A 21922-nucleotide genomic window follows, 5' to 3' on the forward strand; every position below is an offset into this window, starting at 1 on the left:
CGCCCGACAATCCATGATCAGCACTGAACTCAAAACCACGATCCAGGGCGCCTACTCGCGTTTTCTAGAGGCCAAAAGCCTCAAACCGCGTTACGGCCAGCGCCTGATGATCGCTGAAATCGCCAAGGTTCTCGGGGATATCGACACCGACGACGAAGGCCGGCGCAGTGGCGACCCCGCGATTGTCGCGGTGGAAGCCGGCACCGGTACCGGCAAAACCGTGGCCTACAGCCTGGCAGCGATCCCTACGGCCAAACTGGCCGGCAAACGTCTGGTGATCGCCACGGCGACCGTGGCCCTGCAAGAGCAGATCGTCTATAAGGATTTGCCCGACCTGATGCGCAACAGCGGGCTGAACTTCAGCTTCGCGTTGGCGAAGGGCCGTGGCCGCTACATGTGCCTGTCCAAGCTCGACATGCTGCTGCAGGAAGGTCACGCACAGACGGCCACCGCCCAGCTTTTCGAAGAAGAAGGCTTCAAGATCGAGGTCGATGAGGCCAGTCAGAAGCTGTTCACCAGCATGATCGAGAAACTCGCCGGCAATAAATGGGACGGCGACCGCGACAGTTGGCCCAATGCCCTGGAAGACGCCGATTGGGCGCGCCTGACCACCGATCACAGCCAGTGCACCAACCGTCATTGCCCGAACTTCGGCCAGTGCGCCTTCTACAAGGCCCGCGAAGGCATGGGCAAGGTCGACGTGATTGTCACCAACCACGACATGGTGCTGGCCGACCTGGCCTTGGGCGGCGGTGCGGTGCTGCCCGACCCGCGCGACACCCTCTATGTGTTCGACGAAGGCCATCACCTGCCAGACAAGGCGATCGGCCATTTCGCTCACTACACACGTCTGCGCTCTACCGCCGACTGGCTGGAAACCACTGCCAAGAACCTCACCAAACTGCTGGCTCAGCATCCGCTGCCGGGCGATCTTGGCAAGTTGATCGAACAGGTGCCGGAGCTGGCGCGGGAGATCAAGGCTCAGCAGCAGTTCATGTTCAGCGCCTGCGAGCAGATTGCCGATTTCAAACCCGGTGAGGATGTCGAGGGCCGTGAGCGCCCGCGTCATCGTTTCGTCGGCGGGGTGATTCCCGAGCACATGCGCGAAATGGGCATCGAGCTGAAAAAGGGCTATTCCCGTCTCAATGATCTGTTCACCCGCCTTACCGACCTGCTCAAGGAAGGCATGGATGGCGAGGTCAACATAGGCATCGCCAGCAATCAGGCCGAAGAGTGGTATCCGCTGTTCGGCAGCCTGTTGTCCCGTGCATCGGGCAACTGGGAACTGTGGACGGCGTTCACCGCCGAAGATCCGGAAGACAGCCCGCCAATGGCGCGTTGGCTGACACTGGCTGAAAGCGGTTCGCTGTTCGACATCGAGGTCAACGCCAGCCCGATCCTGGCGGCGGAAACCTTGCGCCGCAGCCTGTGGAACGTGGCTTATGGTTGCCTGGTGACCTCGGCAACACTGACCGCGCTTGGCACTTTCGACCGCTTCCGCATGCGCGCCGGCCTGCCGAAAAAAGCCGTCACCGCCGTGGTGCCGAGCCCGTTCCATCACGCCGACGCTGGCGTGCTGCGGGTGCCGGATCTGAAAGCCGACCCACGCGACGCCGCTGCCCATACCGCCGCAATCATCCGTGATTTGCCTGATCTGGTCGAAGGCTCGCGCGGTACGCTGGTGCTGTTCTCCTCGCGCAAGCAGATGCAGGACGTGTTCGACGGCCTCGACCGCGACTGGCGCAAGCAAGTGTTCATTCAAGGCAACCTGTCGAAACAGGAAACCCTGAACAAGCACAAAGCGCGGGTCGATGGTGGTGACTCCAGCGTGTTGTTCGGTCTGGCCAGTTTTGCGGAGGGTGTCGATTTACCCGGGGCTTACTGCGAACACGTCGTGATCGCCAAGATCCCGTTCTCGGTGCCGGACGATCCTGTGGAAGCTGCATTGTCGGAGTGGATCGAGGCCCGGGGCGGCAATCCGTTCATGGAAATCTCCGTGCCCGACGCTTCGCTCAAGCTGGTTCAGGCCTGTGGCCGTCTGCTGCGTACCGAAGAAGATCGCGGCACCATCACCTTGCTGGATCGGCGACTGGTGACCCAGCGTTACGGCAAGGCGATCCTCAATGCGTTGCCGCCTTTCCGTCGTGAAATATCCTGAGACATCGGTGGGCCGTTTTGCCCGCCGCGTTGTCTATCTCTCTGCCATCGCGTTTCCATTGGCCTTTGTTGGTCGCTAGGGAGAACTCCGTTCTTATGATCCGCCGTTCGTTGCCTGCCGTGTTTGCCTTGCTCTTTGCTGCCCCGTTGCTGGCGGCGCCTGCTGGTCAGCAGACCCTGTTCAATTTTGTCCGTCCCGCTGACGTGGTGAAAGTCGCGACCGAAAACGCTGACCTGCCGCAAGCCAATGCCGAGCAAACGGCTGAAGGTGAAGTGCTGCGTCGTGTGACGTTCAACCCGGTGGCCCGCCCGACCTTGCGTCTGACGCCACAAACCGGCGCTTGGGACTGGTCGCAATCGGGCATGATGACCCTGCGTTTGCAGAGCGCGATGAACTGGGCCGTGACGGTTTATGTGCAGATCCAGAGCAACAATGGGCAGACGCTGACCAGCCGCGTCGATTTGCCGGCCGGCCCGGCACAAACCCTGTTGGTGCCGCTGGTCGCCACTTCACCGCTCAGTCAGGGCATGAAAGCCGGGCCGCCGATGCCGATGCTGGTCGAGGGTCAGCGAATATTGCTGGCCAGCAGCAGCGGCGAAATTGATCGCAGCCAAGTGGTGTCGGTGAGCCTCTCGATGGATCAGCCGAAAGTTGCCCAGAGCCTGTTGCTCGAGCGTTTCGGCGTGGAGGACGGCGATGCGGTCATGCGAGCGGTGTACAGCAATCTGGTCGACGCTTACGGGCAGTCGACCCGCAGCAAATGGCCGGAAAAGGTCAGTAATGATGAACAGCTCAAAGCCGCCGCCGGTAAAGAACAGCAACAGCTGAAAACCTGGCTGGCCGAGCGCGAAAAATCATCGCTGGACACGTTCGGCGGCTGGAACAAAGGCCCGGCGTTCAAGGCCAGCGGCTTCTTTCGCACGGAAAAGCGTGACGGCCGCTGGTATCTGGTGACGCCTGAAGGGCATCCGTTCTATTCCCTTGGCGTCAACACCGTCAGCCCGGAGGTCAACCAGACTTACGTTGCCGGTCGCGAGAACATGTTTGAAGCCTTGCCCAAACCTGACGAACCGTTGGCCGGGCATTTTGGCGAGGGCGACAACCGTGGCGGCAATGGCGCCGATCAGGGCCGCAGCTATGCCAGCGGGCGTTGGTACGACTTCTATGGTGCCAACCTGCAGCGTCTGTATGGCGAACCGTGCAAGCCGGCCAGCGCCACCAAGGCTGGGGTCGCCGAGGCGGCCAAGGCGGGTGCGGCTGAGCAAAGCGCAGCAAACGCTGCAGAACCGCTCGCTACGTCTGAGCAGCCCAAGGCTGGCGTTGCTGAAGCAGCCAAGTCGGCGTCATCCAATCCGCCCGCTGCTGTGCCTTGCACCGCTTCGGTCGATGAGCAGAAGTGGGTGAGCCACACCTTAGATCGCCTGCAAGCCTGGGGTTTCAACACCGTCGGCAACTGGAGCGCGCCGCCGCTTGGCGATGCCGCTCGCGTGCCTTACACCTTGCCGCTGTCGATCGTCGGCGATTACACCAGCATCAGCACCGGCAGTGACTGGTGGGGCGGTATGCCGGACCCGTTCGACCCGCGCTTTGCCATGGCTACCGAGCGCGCCGTGGCCATCGCTGCCCGCGATCACCGCGACGATCCATGGCTGATCGGCTACTACGCCGACAACGAGTTGGCGTGGGCCGGCCCTGGCGACGATCCGAAATCCCGCTATGCGCTGGCTTACGGCACCTTGAAAATGACCACTGACGTGCCGGCCAAACGTGCGTTCCTCAAGCAGTTGCGCGACAAGTACCGCAATCAGGCTGGGCTATCGAAGGCGTGGGGCATTGATCTGCCCGCGTGGGAATTGATGGAAGACCCGGGCTTCGAGCCGCCGTTGCCGAGCGCGGAACACCCGGAAATCGAGGCCGACTTCAAATACTTCCAGAAAGTGTTCGCCGACACCTATTTCAAGACCATTTCCGACTCGCTGAAATGGCACGCGCCGAACCAGTTGCTGCTCGGCGGCCGCTTCGCCATCAGCACCCCAGAGGCCGTGGCGTCCTGCGCGCAGTATTGCGATGTGCTGAGCTTCAACATGTACACCCTCAAGCCGCAGGACGGTTATGACTTCGCCGCCCTGGGCGCCTTGGACAAACCGGTGCTGATCACCGAATTCAACTTTGGCTCCACCGATCGCGGCCCGTTCTGGGGCGGTGTGACGCAATTGGCCAAGGAAGAAGACCGCGGCCCGGCTTACACCAACTTCCTCAAACAGGCGTTGAGCGAACCCTCGATTGTGGGCGTGCACTGGTTCCAGTATCTGGATCAACCGGTGACCGGACGCTTGCTCGATGGCGAGAACGGCCACTTTGGCTTGGTAGGCGTGACGGATCTGCCCTATCAGGATTTCGTCGAGACGGTGCGCAAAAGTAACTTGCAGGCGATTGATCAGTTGGGCAAAGAGGCTGAAAAAGCCGCCGCCGCCGCGGGTCATGTGGCTGAAGGTGGGCGAAAAGCTGAAGCCGGCAAAGGGCCGGGGCGTGGCGTAGGCCATGCGGGTGGGCATTCCGGCAACGGTCACTAGGATTTACATTCGCGTTAGCGCTCTTCGCGAGCAAGCCCGCTCCCACAGGTTATTCGTAATCCTTGTGGGAGCGAGCTTGCTCGCGAAGGCCTCGGTTGTTGCACCACAGCATCAACCGTCCAGCCCATAGCTGTTTCCAAATCCCTCAAGGGCTGGAACAATGCGGGCCACTTTGTAGAGCGTTTTCGCGGGGGAGTTGCGGGTGCAGATTCAGGGACATTACGAGCTTCAATTCGAAGCCGTGCGCGAAGCTTTCGCCGCACTGTTCGACGATCCCCGGGAACGCGGCGCAGCGTTGTGCATTCAGGTCGGCGGAGAAACTGTTCTCGATCTTTGGTCCGGTACCGCCGATAAGGACGGCGCTGAGGCCTGGCACAGCGATACCATCGCCAACCTGTTCTCCTGCACCAAAACCTTCACCGCTGTCACAGCACTGCAACTGGTCGCTGAAGGCAAGTTGCAGCTCGATGTTCCGGTGGCCCGCTATTGGCCGCAGTTCGCCGCCGCCGGCAAAGAATCCGTCACCCTGCGCCACTTGCTCTGCCATCAGGCCGGTCTGCCGGCCCTGCGCGAGTTGTTGGCGCCCGAAGCCCTTTACGACTGGCAAACCATGGTCGACGCCCTGGCGGCCGAAGCACCGTGGTGGACGCCGGGCACCGGTCACGGGTACGCCGCGATCACTTACGGCTGGCTGATCGGCGAATTGCTGCGTCGTGCTGATGGTCGCGGCCCCGGTGAATCTATTGTCGCCCGTGTCGCCAAGCCACTGGGCCTGGATTTCCACGTTGGCCTGGCCGATGAAGAATTCCACCGCGTGGCGCACATCGCTCGGGGCAAGGGCAATGCCGGCGATGCGGCCGCGCAACGTCTGCTGCAAGTGACCCTGCGCGAACCCACCGCCATGACCACCCGCGCCTTCACCAATCCGCCGTCGGTGCTCACCAGCACCAATAAGCCGCAATGGCGACGCATGCAGCAACCGGCGGCCAACGGCCACGGCAATGCGCGCAGTCTCGCCGGTTTCTACGCCGGACTGCTCGACGGCAGCCTGCTCGAAAGCGACATGCTTGAAGAGCTGACCCGTGAACACAGTCTCGGCGAAGACAAGACTCTGCTGACCCGGACCCGTTTCGGCCTTGGCTGCATGCTCGATCAACCGGACGTGCCCAATGCCACCTACGGCCTCGGCCCACGGGCGTTCGGTCATCCGGGGGCGGGCGGCTCCATCGGTTTTGCTGACCCTGAGCATGATGTCGCGTTTGGTTTTGTGACAAATACCCTTGGGCCATACGTCTTGATGGATCCACGCGCGCAAAAGCTCGCGCGGGTGCTCGCCACTTGTCTGTAAAGCGTCAATAGAGGTTCCTGGACTGGAACCTCGACACGATTTTCGATTCAAAGCGACTGTTTATCCGGGCGATAGTGCTCTGATTTTTCATTACTTCATTTTGTGGATTTTCAATGTCATCTAAAAAGACGCTCGCCCTGGCCCTGTGTGTTGCGATCACCGGTTGCGCACAGACCCCGAAAAACGATGCGGACGGCAGCCATTGGTGGCCGTTCGGATCTTCCGACAAGGTGGCGGCCAAAGAGCCGGCCCCGGCCCCGTTGAAGCCTGCCGCCACTGCCCCGGTTGCCAAAGCTGAGAGTAGCAACCCTTGGTACTGGCCGTTCGGTTCCGATGATTCGGCGACCAAGACTGAAGTAAAAACCGAAACCAAACCCGCCGCCGTGGCCAAGGCTGACGCCGAGGCGGGCGGCAAATGGTGGTGGCCGTTCGGTGGCAAGGATCAGAACACGGCCAAAATCGTGCCGATGCCTGATCCGAAAGTCACCCAGGCTTGGCTCGACGATTACGAGCCACGCCTGCGCGAAGCGGTCAAGGACAGCAATCTGCAACTCGAACGTCGCGACAACGTGCTGGTCGTAACGGCGCCGGTCGAAGGCTCGTTCAACCCGGATCGTCCGGCCATGCTGCTGCCGGTCACCCTCGGCCCGTTCACCCGCGTGGCGAAAATCCTCGAAGCTGATCCGAAAACCGCCGTGCTGGTTCTGGGGCACAGCGACTCCAGTGGCGCCGCGCCCGCCAACGTTAAACTGAGTCAGGAGCGTGCCCAGGCCATTGCGGCGATTTTCCGTCTCAGCGGCTTGCAACGTGATCGCCTGATGCTGCGCGGCATGGGCTCCGAAGCGCCGCGTGCGGCCAATGACAGTGTTGAAGGCCGTGCCCTGAACCGTCGCGTGGAACTGCTGGTTACTCCGCAGAACACCATGGTTGCACTGCTGAGCAAATACAACATGCCGGCGCCGAGGCCAGTGACCCTGGTCGCTAAGCAAGACGTCAAGCCAGCGGCCAAACCGGTGACCCCGGCGCCAGCCGCGAAGAAAGCAGCGGCACCGGCCACTAAAAAGGCGCCGGTCAAGAAAGCTGCTGCCAAGGCACCGGCGAAAAAAGCCCCTGCCAAGGCTCCAGCGAAGAAAACTGCTCCAGCCAAAGCCGCCGCGACCGACAAGAAAGTCGCCGCGACCGATGCCACCAAGAAGTGATCCGCTAACGAAAAGGAATGCGCCATGACCCAGGCTCTGGCTGATATGCGTCGTGATTACACTCGGGATGGTTTGACCGAGGCTCAAGCCCCGGGCGAGCCGTTTGCGCTGTTTCACCAGTGGTTCGCTGACGCGGTGAAAACCGAGCAGGCGCCGGTGGAAGCCAACGCCATGACCCTGGCCACGGTTGATGCGCACGGGCGTCCGCATTGCCGCATTCTGCTGCTCAAGGGCTTGGATGAGCAGGGTTTCACCTTCTTCACCAACTACGACAGTGCCAAGGGCCAGCATCTGGCGGCCAATCCGTTTGCCGCCATGACCTTCTTCTGGCCGTCCCTTGAGCGCCAGGTGCGTATCGAAGGGCGGGTGGTGAAGGTCACGCCTGAGGAGTCCGATGCGTATTATCAGGTGCGTCCGCTGGGCAGCCGCCTCGGTGCCTGGGCGTCGCCGCAGAGCCGGGTGATCAACGGGCGTGGCGAGCTGGAAGATCTGCTCAAGTCTACCGAGCAGCGCTTCAGCGACACCCAGCCAGACTGCCCGGAACACTGGGGCGGCTACCGTTTGTTGCCCGAGCGCATCGAATTCTGGCAGGGTCGTCCGAGCCGTCTGCACGATCGCCTCAACTACCGTTGGCAGGGCGCCGACTGGATTCTTGAACGTCTGGCACCTTAAGCAGTCTATCGAGCCGGATAGCCTGCCTTAGCGGCCTCAAGCCACTTGGGCAATAATCTAGAAAATCCTTGGGTCAGCGGCGCAGGAAATGGAAATTGGCGCTACTGTTGGGTGAGTTCGCAGGGCGCCTGTACCGCGCCTGAATGAAAACAACTTTATCCGGGCGGCGCCGTGACAGGCGTCAAGCTGCGGAGTTTAATGAATACCTGTCCTTTGGAGTTGATGCTATGCGTAAGTCTGTTCTGCTGGTTGCTTCCTTTTCCACGATGGCGATGTTGCTTACCGGCTGCCAATCGAGCCTGACCGGTGACTCCTACTCCCGTGACGAAGCGCGTCGCGTGCAGACGATTCGCATGGGCACCATCGAATCCCTGCGCCCGGTGAAAATCGAAGGCACCAAAACCCCGATCGGCGGCGCTGCTGGCGCAGTGGTCGGCGGCGTTGGCGGCAGCGCCATCGGTGGCGGTCGCGGCAGCATCGTCGCAGCGGTCATCGGCGCGGTGGCGGGTGGTCTGATCGGTTCGGCGACTGAAGAAGGCCTGACCCGTACCCAAGGTGTGGAAATCACCGTACGCGAAGACGACGGCAGCATGCGTGCCTATGTGCAGCAGGTTCAGGAGAATGAAGTGTTCCGCGTTGGCGAGCGCGTGCGCATCTCCACCGTTGGCGGGACCAGCCGCGTTTCGCACTAAGCGCGAGCGAGCGGTAAAAGAAAACCCCGATCAGGTGACTGGTCGGGGTTTTTTTTGGTGCTTTTCAGCTTTTCTGAGTCAGGTTTGTTAGTCCTCGCGACAGAGCCCGATGCAGTAAGTCAAATCGTCCCTGGAGGGCGTGTTGACGAGTTGCATGATTTCTCTGGCTTGAGTTTCCGTTAGATCATGTTCATCCATCGGTACATCTTTCAGAGACTCCCACCCCATGACGTTAAGAACCGCCTGCTCTGAAGTGTGCGGCACATTTTTGTCATATTGCAGTGAGTTGTCTGGATTCGGTTCAGGGAAAAACCCGGAAAGAGCTAAAAAAATCATTCTCGAATACTCAATTGTCACTTGGCCGTGGTGCGTCTTTCGCGGGCACCGAGCAGGATCAGGTCGCCGTAATCCTTCAGACTATCGGTCGGCACCACTCCCGAAGGGTTGGCGTAGTCGATGATCGCGTCCGGCAACTTGCAGGATTTGGCAAAAACGCTGCCCGCACGCGGAATTTCGGGTTTTGTCGCAGCCACTTCACCGTTGCGCTCGAAAGCTTCCTGCCGCGCCAGCATGGCGTCGTAAGCGTTTTGTCTGGCATCGTGCGCAGCCAGTTCACTGGCCGACATATAGCGGTAGGTGACGTAATGCCCGTCGCCTTGTGGTGGGTTGGGAACCCGGGGGAATGTCCTTGTTGCGAGCCACTGATCGTCCTTTCGTTCATCCATCGACAGTCCCACGGAAGGGGGGCGCGACGTTAACGAAGCAGGAAATTTGTGGCTGTAGGACGCGTCTTTAAAGACGAGGGGTTTTTTTGCTATGTCGCGGGAGAATGGCTAGAAAGTTGATTTGTGGTGAGGGGATATCCCCTCACCACAAGTGTTCTATGTAGTAGGCAAAGTGTTGTTTCGACGGCTCGCCGCCGCCGTCACCGCATACCCGATCAATGCCGCCAGAATCGAGCCGGTCAGAATGCCCATCCGGTCCATCCCGGCGTAATCGCTGACACCTGGCTCAAAGGCCAGCGAGCCGACGAACAGGCTCATGGTGAAGCCGATGCCGCAGAGAATCGCCACGCCCAGCACCTGACCCCAATTCGCGCCTTGGGGCAGGGTGGCGATGCCGATCTTGACTGCCAGCCAGGTCAGGCCGAACACGCCAACGGTCTTGCCCAGCAGCAGGCCCACAGCGATACCCATCGGTACGTGGTGGGTGAAGCTTTCGACGGTGACGCCGCTCAGCGACAAGCCGGCGTTGGCGAAGGCGAACAGCGGCAGGATGCCGTAGGCCACCCACGGGTGCAGTGCGTGTTCTAGGGTCAACAGCGGCGAAGGCTCGGCGTTTTTTGTCCGTAGCGGAATGCAGAAGGCCAACGTCACGCCGGCCAGCGTTGCGTGGACGCCGCTCTTGAGTACGCAAACCCAGAGGATCAGGCCGATGATCATGTACGGCCCGAGCTTGACCACCCCAAGGCGGTTCATCGCCACCAGCGCGGCAATGCACGCTGCCGCCAGACCCAGTGACAGGGTCGAGAGTTCGCCGGAGTAGAAGATCGCAATAATCACGATGGCACCGAGGTCATCGATGATTGCCAGGGTCATCAGGAACAGTTTCAGCGACACCGGCACGCGCTTGCCGAGCAGGGCCAGCACGCCGAGGGCGAAGGCGATATCGGTGGCGGTTGGAATCGCCCAACCGTCGAGGGCCGGCGGGTTGTCACGGTTAAGGAACCAGTAGATCAGCGCTGGCACGACCATGCCGCCGATCGCCGCGGCACCGGGCAGGACAATCTGCGAGGGTTTCGACAACTGGCCGTCAAGCACTTCGCGCTTCACTTCCAGACCGATCAGCAGGAAGAACATTGCCATCAGACCGTCGTTGATCCACAGCAACATGGGTTTGGCGATTTTCAACGCACCGATCTGCGCCACCACCGGCGTATCGAGCAGCCCGGTATACAGCCACGACAGTGGCGAGTTGTTGATAATCAGAGCCAGAATGGCCGCGGCGATCAATAACAGACCGCTGGCAGCTTCCAACTGAAAGAAACGCGTGAAAGTGCTACGCAGAGGCAAGGTCGCTCTCCATCGAATAGTCAAAAGGTGGAACACCCTAACCCGTAGTGTTGGTTGTTAAAACAAAAGTTATATTCTTTTTTGTTATATGTCGTTACAGAGTGGTTTACCGCTGGCCCTGCTGAGCCTAGCAGTTGCCAGACATATTGAAACTCAGCTGTACCTGTGCCTGATGCAGGTTTTTTCCTAAACTAACGGTTGAGCCTTTTGACGAGGCTGATTTCCTGCCAGATTCAACGAGAACCCTCACCATGAGCGACAACCGACAGTGGGCCCGCGAAGCCATCCGAATCATTGAAGCGGACTTCCAGCGCAGCGCCGACACCCACCTGATCCCCTTGCCGCTGCCGGGTTTTGCGGACATTGAGTTGTACTTCAAGGATGAGTCCAGCCATCCCACCGGCAGCCTCAAGCATCGGCTGGCGCGTTCGCTGTTTCTCTACGCGTTGTGCAATGGCTGGCTCAAGCCCGGCGCCCCGGTGATCGAGGCATCCAGTGGGTCGACGGCGATTTCCGAGGCGTATTTCGCACGGATGCTGGGCTTGCCGTTTATCGCGGTGATGCCTGCGACCACCTCCAAGGAGAAGATTGCCCAGATCGCTTTCTATGGCGGCCAGAGCCACCTGGTGAAAGATCCGACGCAGATTTACGCTGAATCCGAACGTTTGGCCCGTGAGCACGGTGGCCACTTCATCGACCAGTTCACCTATGCCGAGCGCGCCACCGACTGGCGAGCGAACAACAACATCGCCGAGTCGATTTTTCAGCAAATGCGCTACGAGAAGCACCCCGAACCGAGTTGGCTGATTTCCAGCCCCGGCACTGGCGGCACGACAGCAACCCTTGGCCGCTACGTGCGCTATCGCCAGCACTGCACCCGCGTGTTGTGCGCCGACGCCGAACGTTCGGTTTTCTTCGATTACTACAAGAGCGGTGATGCGAGTCTGCGTCTGGATTGTGGTTCGCGGATTGAAGGCATTGGCCGGCCTCGGGTGGAAGCCTCGTTCTTGCCCAAGGTGATCGATGCGATGGTCAAAGTGCCGGACGCCTTGTCGCTGGCGGCCATGCATTATATGGCGCAGCGTCTGGGCCGGCATGTCGGTGGGTCAAGCGGCACCAACCTGATCGGTGCGCTGATGGCGGCGCAGCAGATGAAAGCAGCGGGTGAGTCGGGGTCGATCGTTGCGATTCTGTGCGACGGCGGCGAGCGCTATGCCGACACTTATTACGATCAGGACTGGCTCAAGGCGCAGGGTTATGAGTTGGAGGGGTTGATTGCAGCGGTGGCGGCGACAGCCGAGCGCGGTGAGGCGCTGCCAGCTTCAGTGTTGCGCGCCAATATCTGAATAAAACGCAGCAACCAATGTGGGAGCGGGCTGCTCGCGAAAGCGTCGGGTCAGTCACCATTGTCGTCGACTGACACACCGCCTTCGCGAGCAAGCCCGCTCCCACAGGTTTAAGTGATCAAGCTTGCAGGCCGAGAATGTCGCGAGCCACAGCTTCGGCGATGCGAATGCCATCCACACCCGCCGACAGAATCCCGCCCGCGTAACCCGCGCCTTCACCGGCCGGGAACAGGCCTTTGACGTTCATGCTCTGCAACGACTCGTTGCGGGTAATGCGCAACGGCGACGATGTACGGGTTTCAATCCCGGTCAGCACCGCATCGTGCAGCGAATAACCGCGAATCTGTTTCTCGAACGCCGGCAACGCTTCACGAATCGCTTCAATGGCGAATTCCGGCAAAGCCAGCGCCAGATCGCCGAGCGCTACGCCCGGTTTATAGGACGGTTCAACTTCACCCAGTTCGGTCGAAGGTGTGCCATTGATGAAGTCACCCACCAATTGCGCCGGGGCCTTGTAGTCGCTGCCGCCGAGAATGAACGCGTGAGATTCCAGGCGTTCCTGCAGTTCGATCCCGGCTAGCGGTCCGCCCGGATAATCGACTTCCGGGGTGATGCCGACGACGATGCCGGAGTTGGCGTTGCGCTCGTTACGCGAGTATTGGCTCATGCCGTTGGTGACCACACGGTTCGGCTCGGAAGTCGCCGCTACCACGGTGCCGCCCGGGCACATGCAGAAGCTGTAGACCGAACGACCGTTCTTGGCGTGGTGCACCAGTTTGTAATCGGCGGCGCCGAGTTTTGGGTGGCCGGCGTATTTGCCCAGTCGCGCACGGTCGATCAGCGACTGCGGGTGTTCGATACGGAAACCCACCGAAAACGGCTTGGCTTCCATGAACACGCCGCGGCCGTGGAGCATACGGAAGGTGTCACGGGCGCTGTGGCCCAGAGCCAGAACCACGTGCCTGGAATGCAAGGTTTCGCCGCTGCCCAGTTCGACGCCGACCACTTGGCCGTCTTCGATCAGGACATCGTTGACGCGCTCCTGGAAGCGCACCTCACCCCCCAGGGCGCGTATCTCTTCACGCATGGTCTCGACCATACCGGTCAGACGGAACGTGCCGATGTGCGGTTTGCTGACGTAGAGGATTTCTTCCGGTGCGCCGGCCTTGACGAACTCGTGCAGCACTTTACGGCCAAGGAACTTCGGGTCCTTGATCTGGCTGTACAGCTTGCCGTCGGAGAACGTGCCCGCGCCGCCTTCGCCGAACTGCACGTTGGACTCGGGGTTGAGCACGCTTTTACGCCACAGGCCCCAGGTGTCCTTGGTGCGCTGGCGGACTTCGGTGCCGCGCTCGAGGATGATCGGCTTGAAGCCCATTTGCGCCAGCAGCAGGCCGGCGAATATGCCGCACGGGCCGAAGCCGACCACGATTGGGCGTTGACTCAGATCGCTCGGCGCCTGGCCGACGAACTTGTAGCTGACATCCGGCGCCACGTTGACGTTACGGTCATCGGCGAACCTGCCCAGCACCTTGGCCTCGTCGCGTACGTTGAGGTCGATGGTGTAGATGAAGCACAGTTCGGAGGACTTTTTGCGCGCGTCGTAGCTGCGCTTGAACAAGGTGAAATCGAGCAAGTCATCGCTGGCGATGCCCAGACGTTGCACGATGGCGACGCGCAGGTCTTCTTCGGGATGATCGATTGGCAGCTTGAGTTCAGTGATTCGTAACATGGCGAGGATCCGGGTTCGCGGGGCGCACAACTGCGCCAGGGCGTTTGAAGGCCGCGATTATAAGCCGCAAAGGCCGGATCCGGTGAGGCAAAAACGCTCAGTCGTTGCGCGATCCGCCGAAATACCCGCAGCCTCGCTGTACTTTGCCATCGATACGCAACTCGGCACTCATGTGTTGCACGCTGCCTGTATGGCTGTCGACGCAGCGTTGTGGCGCGACCCACAATTCGATGCGTTGATTGTTGGCTTCGCTGCTGAGATTGAAGCGGCCGTCGCCCAATTGCTCCTCAACATAAGGCACGGCGAGTGGCGGTTGACCTTCGCGGTCGATGACCATGCCTCGACCGCTGACCTTGACGTTCCATTCCGGGCCGTGGCCGGCGGCGCGCAGGATCAGCAGTTTGAAATTCGGATCATCACAAGCTGTGCCGGAACGCTCGACGCGATAGAGCTGGGCCAGGTCGAGGCGGTCGCCGGCAATTTTCCCGCGTACGTCGGCGAACAGCTTGCCTTGCTCGTCGGCGAGGGTTGCGGCCTCTTGCAGGATGCTGGTGCCGCCAATGTCGTTGACCACGAACTGGCGCTGATCCTGGCACGACTGGAACACCAGTTTGCCGTCGGCAGCAGTCAGTTGCCCCTGCATCCGCGTCTGCCCGACATGGGATGCACTTTGTCGCGGGCCATCAAGCAACTGGCAGGCGGCAAACAACGGCAGCAGGGTAACAAGGACTAACGAACGGGCAACACGCATCTTCGGCTCTCCAGACAAGTGCCGCCACGTTACGCAGGCTTACCGTTCATCACAAGGGTTTAGCCCACGCGAAACGTCTGACCGGTTTGCAGGCCTTCGACACTTTTTGCGTAGGCCAACGCCACATCCGCCGCGGGAACCGGCTTGTAACCACGGAAATACGGGGCGTAGCTGCCCATGGCTTCGAGCAACACGGTCGGGCTGATCGAGTTCACGCGCAGACCGCGTGGCAATTCGATAGCCGCCGCACGCACGAAGCTGTCCAGCGCGCCGTTGACCAGTGCGGCCGAGGCGCCACTGCGGATCGGATCGTGGCTGAGTACGCCGGTGGTGAAGGTGAACGAAGCGCCGTCATTGGCAAATTCACGGCCGATCAGTAGCAGGTTGACCTGGCCCATCAGTTTGTCCTTGAGGCCGAGTGCGAAGCTGTCTTCAGTCATCTCACCCAACGGGGCAAAGGTCACATTGCCCGCAGCACAGACCAGTGCATCGAACTTTCCGGTCTGTTCGAACAGGTTGCGGATCGACGCGCTGTCGCTGATATCCACTTGCAAATCACCGCTATTTCGACCGATACGAATGACTTCGTGGCGCTGAGAGAGTTCTTTGTCTACGGCTGAGCCGATGGTGCCGCCAGCGCCTATCAACAGAATTTTCATCGAACTGTGCCTCAAGTAATTGAACGAGGTTTCAGTCTAGAGTGGTTTTTTCTGCGGATAAGCGTGCTAATGGGCAACCTTTGGTTTTCAAATGGAAACAATCCATGAGCGAAATGGATGATCTGGCCGCGTTTGCCGTGTTGATCGAGGCCGGTAGTTTCACTCTCGCAGCGCAGCAACTGGGCTGCAGCAAGGGGCAGTTGTCCAAGCGCATCAGTCAGTTGGAAGCGCAGTTTTGCGTAGTGCTGCTGCAACGCACGACTCGGCGTTTGAGCCTGACGGCGGCGGGTGCGGCGTTGTTGCCGCAAGCCCAAGCGTTAGTCGTCCAGGTCGAAAGAGCGCGTCAGGCATTGGCGCGCTTGAAGGATGACATGGCCGGCCCGGTGCGCATGACCGTTCCGGTGTCGCTGGGAGAAACCTTTTTTGAGGGGCTTCTGTTGGAGTTCTCGCACAAATATCCCGAAGTGCAGATTGAGCTTGAGCTAAACAACAGCTATCGAGATTTGTCCCGGGACGGTTTCGATCTGGCGGTCCGTAGCGACGTGGCCAATGACGAACGACTGGTGGCCAAACCGTTGCTGGCCTGGCAGGAAATGACCTGTGCCAGCCCCGCCTACCTCGAACGTTTCGGCGAGCCGACGAAGCCGCAGGCACTCGCTGAGCATCGGTGTTTGCTCAACAGCCACTACAGCGGGCGCGAGGAGTGGCTCTATCATCAGCATCACGAGTTGCTGCGGGTACGGGTGTCGGGGCCGTTCGCCAGCAACCATTACAACTTGCTCAAGAAGGCCGCGCTCACTGGTGCCGGGATCGCCCGTTTGCCTTCGTACCTGCTGCAAACGGAATTGGCTGACGGGCGATTGCGCTGGCTTCTGCGCGACTATCAGACCCGCCGTATGCCGATGTACCTGGTGCATCCGTATCAGGGGGGGCTGCCAAAGCGCACACAAGTGCTCGCCGATTATCTGATCGACTGGTTCAAACGCAGCGGCGAGGCGCTGGATCGGCTTCAGCGATAACGCTTGGCAATCAGGTGATCAATCGAGATTTTTCCCGGCCCGGTCGCCATCAGATACAGCAACACCGCCGCCCAGGTACCGTGAGTCGGGTAGGCATCCGGGTACACAAAGAGCTGAATGGTCAGGGTCATGCCCAGCAGCGCCAGCGCCGAAAACCGAGTGGCGAAGCCGATCAGAATCAGAATCGGAAAGAAGTGCTCGGCGAACGCGGCCATGTGCGCGGCGATTTCCGGCGACAGCAGCGGTACGTGGTATTCGCTCTTGAACAACGGGATCGTCGAGTCGGCCAGCCGTGGCCAGCCAAGTTCAAAGGTGCCATCGATCAAGTCGATGGCCAGCCCCTCGACCTTGGTCTGCCCTGATTTCCAGAACACCGCGGCAATCGAAAAGCGAGCAATGAAGGCAATCAGGCTGTGGGGGATTTTTTCCAGCAGCCTGATGGCGGCAGCGATGAGGTTGTTCATGGGCACTCCTTGTTGTTGTGCAAATGGCTAATGGCGTTGTGGGCGATCAGCAGCGCCAGAATTTGGCTGAGGTCGAACGCGGGGCTGTTTTCCACGGCTGCCAGTAGGGGGTGGCCGTCGATCAGATTGCCGATAAACACCCTGGCGCCGTGTTCAAGGGCAAAGACTTCAACGTCGAGACCGTTGCGCAGCACCAAGGCGTGTTGTCCCTGGCTGATGTTGATGCCTTCGAGCGTCCCGTCGTGTTGATGCGCGGCCCAGATCGCGACCACGGCATAGGCTGAATCGAACAGGTGCAGTGACGGATGTAGTTGGAAACACAGCTCGCCCAGACCTTGCGGGTTGGCGAGAGCGGTGCTGATCTGATCATGTTGCAACGGGGCTGCGTCGGCGGCGTGATAGGCGAGGGTGCGCAAGCGTTCAAGCCGTGCGACATCGGCCAGATAGGGCACGCTCGTGGCCGGGCCAAACGTGGCGATGAAGTCCGCCAGACCTGCGCCATAGCGGCTCATCAGCGGACTGTCAGGCGGCTGGCGCTGTATGAAAATGGCCGCCATGGCACGGAAAAACTCCTCACCGACCAATTGCGCAACCACCGGGTAGCTGTCAGCCAGTGCGTTGATCAATGAACTTTGCACATTGTTGCGATATACCGAAAAACGACTCGCCGGATCGGCGCCGTTGGCGCTGCACAGGCCCTCAGGGCAAGGTAACTGTAGGTCAAGTAGCGCAGCGCTGAACGCCGCTTGAGTGCTCATGGCTGACTCCCGGCGTGCGTCAAAAGGTTCTCGGCCTGCTGCGCCTCGGCCAGCAAAACATCGAACGCCGGCACCTGATTGTCACGTTCGATCAACGTAGCCACTGGGCCGATACGCTCCAGCACTTGCCGGTACAAACCCCAGACGGCTTGATCAATCGGTGCGCCGTGATCATCGATCAGCAAACGGTCGCCGAGGCTGTCGCAATCTTCGGCGAAACCGGCCAGATGAATCTCGCCAACCACGTGCAGCGGCAGGGCATCGAGATAGGTCAGCGGATCACGCTGATGGTTCACACACGACACATAGATGTTGTTGACGTCCAGCAACAGACCGCAGCCGCTGCGGCGGATGACTTCAGCGATGAAGTCGGGTTCGTCGATGGTTGAGCGCTGAAACGCCAGATAGGTCGCCGGGTTCTCCAGCAACATGGGGCGTTTGAGGGTGTTCTGCACCTGATCGATATGGTTGCAGACGCGGTTCAGCGTCGGCATGTCATACGCCAGCGGCAATAGGTCATTGAGGAACGCCGGGCCGTGGCTCGACCAGGCCAGATGTTCGGAAAACGATTGTGGTTGATAACGCTCGATCAGCGCGGCCAGCCTTTGCAGATGTTGGTCGTCCAGTGCGCCTTCGGCGCCAATGGACAGCCCGACACCGTGCAGTGACAGCGGATACTGCTGGCGAATCAAACCGAGAAAATGGTGAAACGGGCCGCCGGCCACCATGTAGTTTTCGGCATGGACTTCGAAGAAACCGATATCCGGCAAGGAACCGAGCACTTCACGAAAGTGCCCGGTCTTGAGCCCCAGCCCGGCACGGGGCGGGAGCCCGGTGTGGGCTGCCTGAGTGCAGGGGAGGGCAGGTTCGGGAGATGTGAACATGATCGTCACTCAGGCAGACCGGGTATCAGGACTTGGCGTTGAAAGCTTCCATCTGACCGAAACCGGTCGGCGAGGTTTTGCTTTCGGTGGTGGCGCAGGTGCCTTTAGGAACGAGTTTCCAGGCGTTGGCCTGATAGTCCATTTTAGAAGTGCCGGCGCAACTGGTGCCTGCACCTGCGGCACAATCGTTATGACCTTTCATGGCTACGCCGAAGCATTTTTCCATGTCATCGGCAGCGTGGGCGGTGGAGACGGCGGCGATGCTCAGGGCAGAACCGAGGGCCAGAACCAGGGCAGTGGCGGACAGGGTGCGAGTGGTAGCAGTCATGATGTTTCTCCAGTCTTGTTCAGGGTTTTTACAAGCGGTTTGCGCTTGCATACCCCTCTAGAGAAAGCTCATGGCAATGCGTTACAACCCACCGCAAATTTTTTTCAAAGACCCCTGTAGAAGCTGTCGCAGCGCCAGCCCCTTCCGGGGATCGCGTATCGAGATGTGTTCTATAGTCATTTTGGAGGCCCATCGAAGCGGGCCTATTTACCAGGACGGTATCTCATGACAAAGGATCGCTCGCTTTCAGCTGTGCTATGGCGCAGAACTTCATCCCTGGCTTTGGCCTGCACGTTGCCCTTGATGTTCTCGACGGTTGCAGCCCAGACAGTCTCCGATCCGCTGGACACGCTCAGGCGCATCAACCACAACTACAACACCCTCAAGGACGCCTGCCAGGAACCCGATACCGCCGCCGCACGCGGTCTCTATTACTGCAGTGGCGTGACCTTGCGCATGGTCAATGACGGGCCGTTCAACCCTTGGGACTACAGCCCTTACGCGATCAAGATCGGCGCAACGTCCTACTCATGGATCCGCAAAGATCTGAGCACGCGAATCCTCATTCACCCGGCCGGTTTGGTCCTGCGTACGCCAACCGATGCTGCGGCTTTGAACTTGCCGGTCAAGGAGCAGGGTTTCACCTGCATCTACGCCTTCGATGGCGGTACCGGGCCTGAGCGCAAATGGTACGGCTGCGGTTTCTTCGACAGCCGCGAACCACCGCGTGCCGCGCAAGGCGTGATGAACAACCGCAATGCCGCGTTGGCCTACGGTACCTGTGCAGAAGCGGGCGTCACCACTGCCGAGCAATGGACACAGAAATACACCGGGCTGATGAAAGGGCCGATCCAGTACGGCCAGTGTTCCTGGAACGCGGAGAAAACCAGCGACTGGCACGCGATGATCCGGGTACACGAGTCCCGGCCCAGTACCACCAACAGGGATCCTTTTTCCTTCAGTGGCCAGGTCAACGAGTTCATGTTGAAAAATGCCACGGCGACCAGCGACGGCAGCGAAAACATGAAGTACATCGATGCCTTCATCTACAACGTCAACAGCACGCAAAACTTCGCCACTCGCGGTGATCAGGCGCCGCCGAAACCCGAGAATGGCCTGAACAGTGCGCGCAATTTTCAAAAGAAACTTCAGGCCCAAGGCTACAGCGTGCCGATCCTGCGGCTGGACTTCACTAAGCCGGCAGCGGAGCGCTTCAGCTACGTGGCGGCGGATCAGGCGATCGACGAAATGGTGGTGGCGGGTGCCCCTGCCCCCAAGTACATCGCCGCAGCGACGTGGATCGAGCGTTACGATCCCGGCAGCAAGAAAAACGAATGGTCGCTCAAGGTCACTCCCACCGCTCAAGGCAAGGCGATTCAGGCCAGTGATCAAGAGGCTTTGTACAAGGAGCTGTTCGCGTTGCGTGGCGCCGACAGCCAGTGGCGCGACAACGAAAAATCGGCGGGCAGCATGCGTGGACAACTGAGCTGCCTGATCCAGAACTATCCGGCCAAAACAGAATGGAACCTTGAACCGTTCCGTCCCAATGTCAGCCCGCAGCAATCAGCGAAAGCCGGCTGCAATCCGGTGGCGCCCACGGCTGCGCAATACATCGCTTCTGCCGACTGGATCAAACGTTACGACCCTGGCACCCGCCAGGATGAATGGAGCCTGAGCATCGTGCCGACGGCGGTGGGGCGCGCGCTGCCCAGCGAGCAGATCGGCGCTTTGTACGACCAGTTGTTCGCTCTCAAGGGCACGGACAGCAACTGGCGCGACAACGAAACGTCCGCCGGCAGCATGCGTCAGCAATTGAACTGCGTGCTGGTCAATTACCGCAACAAGACGCCATGGAATCTCGAGCCGTTCAGGCCCGCGTTATCGGACAGCGAAACCCGGGCGGCGGGTTGTAACCCGGTCCCGCGTTGAAGGTGTGTGTTGGCTAATCAAGGAGATGCAAGCCATGCAAAAACGTTTGAACACAATCGCGCCATTGCTCTTGTTACCGCTGCTGGTGCAGGCGACATGGGCCAATGCCGAGTCATGCAACGAGACCCTGAAAAAGGTCGAAACTTTGTACAACAAAACCGTCGACAGCTGCGGTCAGGATCCCGCCTCGGACTGTTCGGGATTGTTGGTGCGCGGCACGCACCGTGCCGATCCGGCCAAGGGGCAGAAGTGGGATGTGTGGAATCCCAGCCCGAAAGCGCTGGAGCTGGGCACATTCGCCGCCTCTTATATGCGTGCCGACGGCATCAGTTATGAAGACCCCGGCATGAGCACGCAGAACGGCTACCTCATTACGCCGAGGGATCTGGTACGCGACCCCGAAGCGCCGGTGCATGTCTATTGCGCGTTTCCCAACGACGCCTGGACTGATTTTCGCAACGACCGCGGCTGTGGTGACAACAAAAACACCGCCCCGACCGAGGCGGTCTGCCAGGCCATGAAACCGCCGATTTCGACGCCGAATGCCTGGGTGGCGCACTTCACCCAGTACAACAACAATCGACAGCAGGACCAGTTGCAGTGCGGTTTCAACATGCGCAATCCAATGAGCAGCAAGGATAGGGTCGACGCCTTTCGCAACTTCATGGGCGCACGCAAAGTCATCAACAGCCGTGAGTTTCAGACGCAGACGGAGTTGCGCCTGGGCAACCCGAAAACTGACGAACTGCCGATTCTGGCGTTTTTCTACAGTGACCAGCGCGGCTTGAACGATGCCATGGCCAACCAGCGCGACTACAAGGCCAAGACCGGCAAGGATCGCAACATCATCAAGATCGATTTCCCGAGAACCCCGGTCGGCAAGGCCAGCTTCTCGTGCATCCAGACTGCAACGCCAGCAGCGCCGAAGTTCTGCGAAAAATACATCGAGTCGAGCGCTTGGGTGCAACGTCCCGACCCGAAACTGGGACCGAACACCTGGTCACTGCAAGTCGTGCCGACCGCGTGCGGCCGCGCGATCAAGGATGATCAGACCGACCGGATGTTTGCCGAGTTGTACAACAAACACAAAGACGATCAGCAATGGCGGCAGTACAGCGTCAACGGCGGGTCGCTGCGGCGGCAGATGGTTTGCCACCTCGCGGCGACCTATGAGGGCAAGCCTGTGCGCAACAAACCCGAGTGGAACCTTGAACCGGCACGTCCTTACGTCGATCAGGCCACTGCCGTAGCCCAACACTGCAACCCTTATTAACGGCTTTTGATTTTGTGGGGGCGGGCTTGCTCGCGAAGGCAATTTTACGTTCAACACTTGTGTTG

20 protein-coding genes are annotated in these 21922 nt (G+C 60.0%); 10 read left to right on the plus strand and 10 right to left on the minus strand.

Annotated elements, in window-relative coordinates:
* Positions 1 to 13 precede the first annotated feature (13 nt).
* The 6 genes from dinG to ACIOU6_RS20605 all read left to right on the plus strand — a co-directional run bounded on the left by dinG (position 14) and on the right by ACIOU6_RS20605 (position 8642).
* Positions 14 to 2158, plus strand: coding sequence for an ATP-dependent DNA helicase DinG (gene dinG, locus ACIOU6_RS20580; protein WP_221731443.1), 2145 nt, complete (start codon positions 14 to 16; stop codon positions 2156 to 2158).
* A gap of 95 nt (positions 2159 to 2253) precedes the next feature.
* Complete coding sequence (locus ACIOU6_RS20585) at positions 2254 to 4731, plus strand: beta-agarase (RefSeq protein WP_401138749.1); 2478 nt, start codon at positions 2254 to 2256, stop codon at positions 4729 to 4731.
* Positions 4732 to 4933: 202 nt separating this feature from the next.
* Entirely contained in the window at positions 4934 to 6079 is a 1146-nt protein-coding gene (locus ACIOU6_RS20590; protein ID WP_401138750.1) for a serine hydrolase domain-containing protein, read from the plus strand.
* Positions 6080 to 6192: 113 nt separating this feature from the next.
* Positions 6193 to 7278: an OmpA family protein gene (locus ACIOU6_RS20595; protein ID WP_221731440.1), complete on the plus strand. Its 1086-nt coding sequence runs from the start codon at positions 6193 to 6195 to the stop codon at positions 7276 to 7278.
* A 24-nt stretch (positions 7279 to 7302) separates the two neighbouring features.
* On the plus strand, positions 7303 to 7950 hold the full coding sequence (gene pdxH / locus ACIOU6_RS20600; RefSeq protein WP_221731439.1) for a pyridoxamine 5'-phosphate oxidase: 648 nt from the start codon (positions 7303 to 7305) through the stop codon (positions 7948 to 7950).
* Between the two features lie 227 nt (positions 7951 to 8177).
* The gene (locus tag ACIOU6_RS20605; RefSeq protein WP_024776354.1) at positions 8178 to 8642 is read left to right on the plus strand and encodes a glycine zipper 2TM domain-containing protein; all 465 of its coding nucleotides are present in this window, start codon (positions 8178 to 8180) and stop codon (positions 8640 to 8642) included.
* An 87-nt stretch (positions 8643 to 8729) separates the two neighbouring features.
* Here the strand turns inward: ACIOU6_RS20605 and ACIOU6_RS20610 are convergent, their stop codons facing one another.
* From ACIOU6_RS20610 to nhaA, 3 genes are all read right to left on the minus strand, one after another.
* Entirely contained in the window at positions 8730 to 8978 is a 249-nt protein-coding gene (locus tag ACIOU6_RS20610) for a pyocin S6 family toxin immunity protein (RefSeq protein WP_401138751.1), read from the minus strand.
* 17 nt (positions 8979 to 8995) lie between these two features.
* Positions 8996 to 9367, minus strand: a complete 372-nt coding sequence (locus ACIOU6_RS20615; protein ID WP_401138752.1) for a hypothetical protein — start codon at positions 9365 to 9367, stop codon at positions 8996 to 8998.
* 156 nt (positions 9368 to 9523) lie between these two features.
* Entirely contained in the window at positions 9524 to 10714 is a 1191-nt protein-coding gene (nhaA, locus tag ACIOU6_RS20620) for a Na+/H+ antiporter NhaA (protein ID WP_401138753.1), read from the minus strand.
* Between the two features lie 251 nt (positions 10715 to 10965).
* Between nhaA and ACIOU6_RS20625 the strand changes: the two genes are divergently transcribed.
* Positions 10966 to 12060, plus strand: coding sequence for a PLP-dependent cysteine synthase family protein (locus ACIOU6_RS20625; RefSeq protein WP_221731437.1), 1095 nt, complete (start codon positions 10966 to 10968; stop codon positions 12058 to 12060).
* 118 nt (positions 12061 to 12178) lie between these two features.
* Here ACIOU6_RS20625 and ACIOU6_RS20630 read toward each other — a convergent pair whose 3' ends face one another.
* The 3 genes from ACIOU6_RS20630 to ACIOU6_RS20640 form a co-directional block, all read right to left on the minus strand.
* The gene (locus ACIOU6_RS20630) at positions 12179 to 13792 is read right to left on the minus strand and encodes an NAD(P)/FAD-dependent oxidoreductase (protein WP_221731436.1); all 1614 of its coding nucleotides are present in this window, start codon (positions 13790 to 13792) and stop codon (positions 12179 to 12181) included.
* 97 nt (positions 13793 to 13889) lie between these two features.
* Entirely contained in the window at positions 13890 to 14543 is a 654-nt protein-coding gene (locus ACIOU6_RS20635; protein WP_221731435.1) for a COG3650 family protein, read from the minus strand.
* Between the two features lie 59 nt (positions 14544 to 14602).
* Positions 14603 to 15202 carry a short chain dehydrogenase gene (locus ACIOU6_RS20640; RefSeq protein ID WP_221731434.1) on the minus strand — a complete coding sequence of 200 codons (600 nt, stop codon included), beginning with the start codon at positions 15200 to 15202 and terminating at the stop codon, positions 14603 to 14605.
* A 104-nt stretch (positions 15203 to 15306) separates the two neighbouring features.
* Between ACIOU6_RS20640 and ACIOU6_RS20645 the strand changes: the two genes are divergently transcribed.
* The gene (locus tag ACIOU6_RS20645) at positions 15307 to 16221 is read left to right on the plus strand and encodes a LysR family transcriptional regulator (RefSeq protein ID WP_401138754.1); all 915 of its coding nucleotides are present in this window, start codon (positions 15307 to 15309) and stop codon (positions 16219 to 16221) included.
* On the opposite strand, the gene ACIOU6_RS20650 is transcribed toward ACIOU6_RS20645, so the two are convergent.
* The 4 genes from ACIOU6_RS20650 to ACIOU6_RS20665 are packed head-to-tail and all read right to left on the minus strand — an operon-like array spanning position 16212 to position 18655.
* Positions 16212 to 16685: a DoxX family protein gene (locus tag ACIOU6_RS20650; protein WP_221731433.1), complete on the minus strand. Its 474-nt coding sequence runs from the start codon at positions 16683 to 16685 to the stop codon at positions 16212 to 16214. The genes ACIOU6_RS20645 and ACIOU6_RS20650 overlap by 10 nt on opposite strands.
* Positions 16682 to 17443 carry a DUF2063 domain-containing protein gene (locus tag ACIOU6_RS20655; protein WP_401138755.1) on the minus strand — a complete coding sequence of 254 codons (762 nt, stop codon included), beginning with the start codon at positions 17441 to 17443 and terminating at the stop codon, positions 16682 to 16684. Before ACIOU6_RS20655 ends, ACIOU6_RS20650 begins: the two co-directional genes overlap by 4 nt.
* Positions 17440 to 18327, minus strand: a complete 888-nt coding sequence (locus ACIOU6_RS20660; protein WP_401138756.1) for a DUF692 domain-containing protein — start codon at positions 18325 to 18327, stop codon at positions 17440 to 17442. Before ACIOU6_RS20660 ends, ACIOU6_RS20655 begins: the two co-directional genes overlap by 4 nt.
* 25 nt (positions 18328 to 18352) lie before the next feature.
* Positions 18353 to 18655, minus strand: coding sequence for a DUF2282 domain-containing protein (locus ACIOU6_RS20665; RefSeq protein WP_401138757.1), 303 nt, complete (start codon positions 18653 to 18655; stop codon positions 18353 to 18355).
* A 225-nt stretch (positions 18656 to 18880) separates the two neighbouring features.
* Here ACIOU6_RS20665 and ACIOU6_RS20670 point away from each other — a divergent pair, with 225 nt between their 5' ends.
* Positions 18881 to 20584 (plus strand): DUF2599 domain-containing protein, encoded by a 1704-nt coding sequence (locus ACIOU6_RS20670; RefSeq protein WP_221731429.1) that lies wholly within the window; start codon positions 18881 to 18883, stop codon positions 20582 to 20584.
* A 34-nt stretch (positions 20585 to 20618) separates the two neighbouring features.
* On the plus strand, positions 20619 to 21857 hold the full coding sequence (locus ACIOU6_RS20675; RefSeq protein ID WP_401138758.1) for a DUF2599 domain-containing protein: 1239 nt from the start codon (positions 20619 to 20621) through the stop codon (positions 21855 to 21857).
* The last annotated feature ends 65 nt before the right edge of the window (positions 21858 to 21922 follow it).

It is taken from the genome of Pseudomonas sp. NPDC087615, assembly GCF_044743445.1.
GTDB classification, from domain to species: Bacteria; Pseudomonadota; Gammaproteobacteria; order Pseudomonadales; family Pseudomonadaceae; genus Aquipseudomonas; species Aquipseudomonas baetica_A.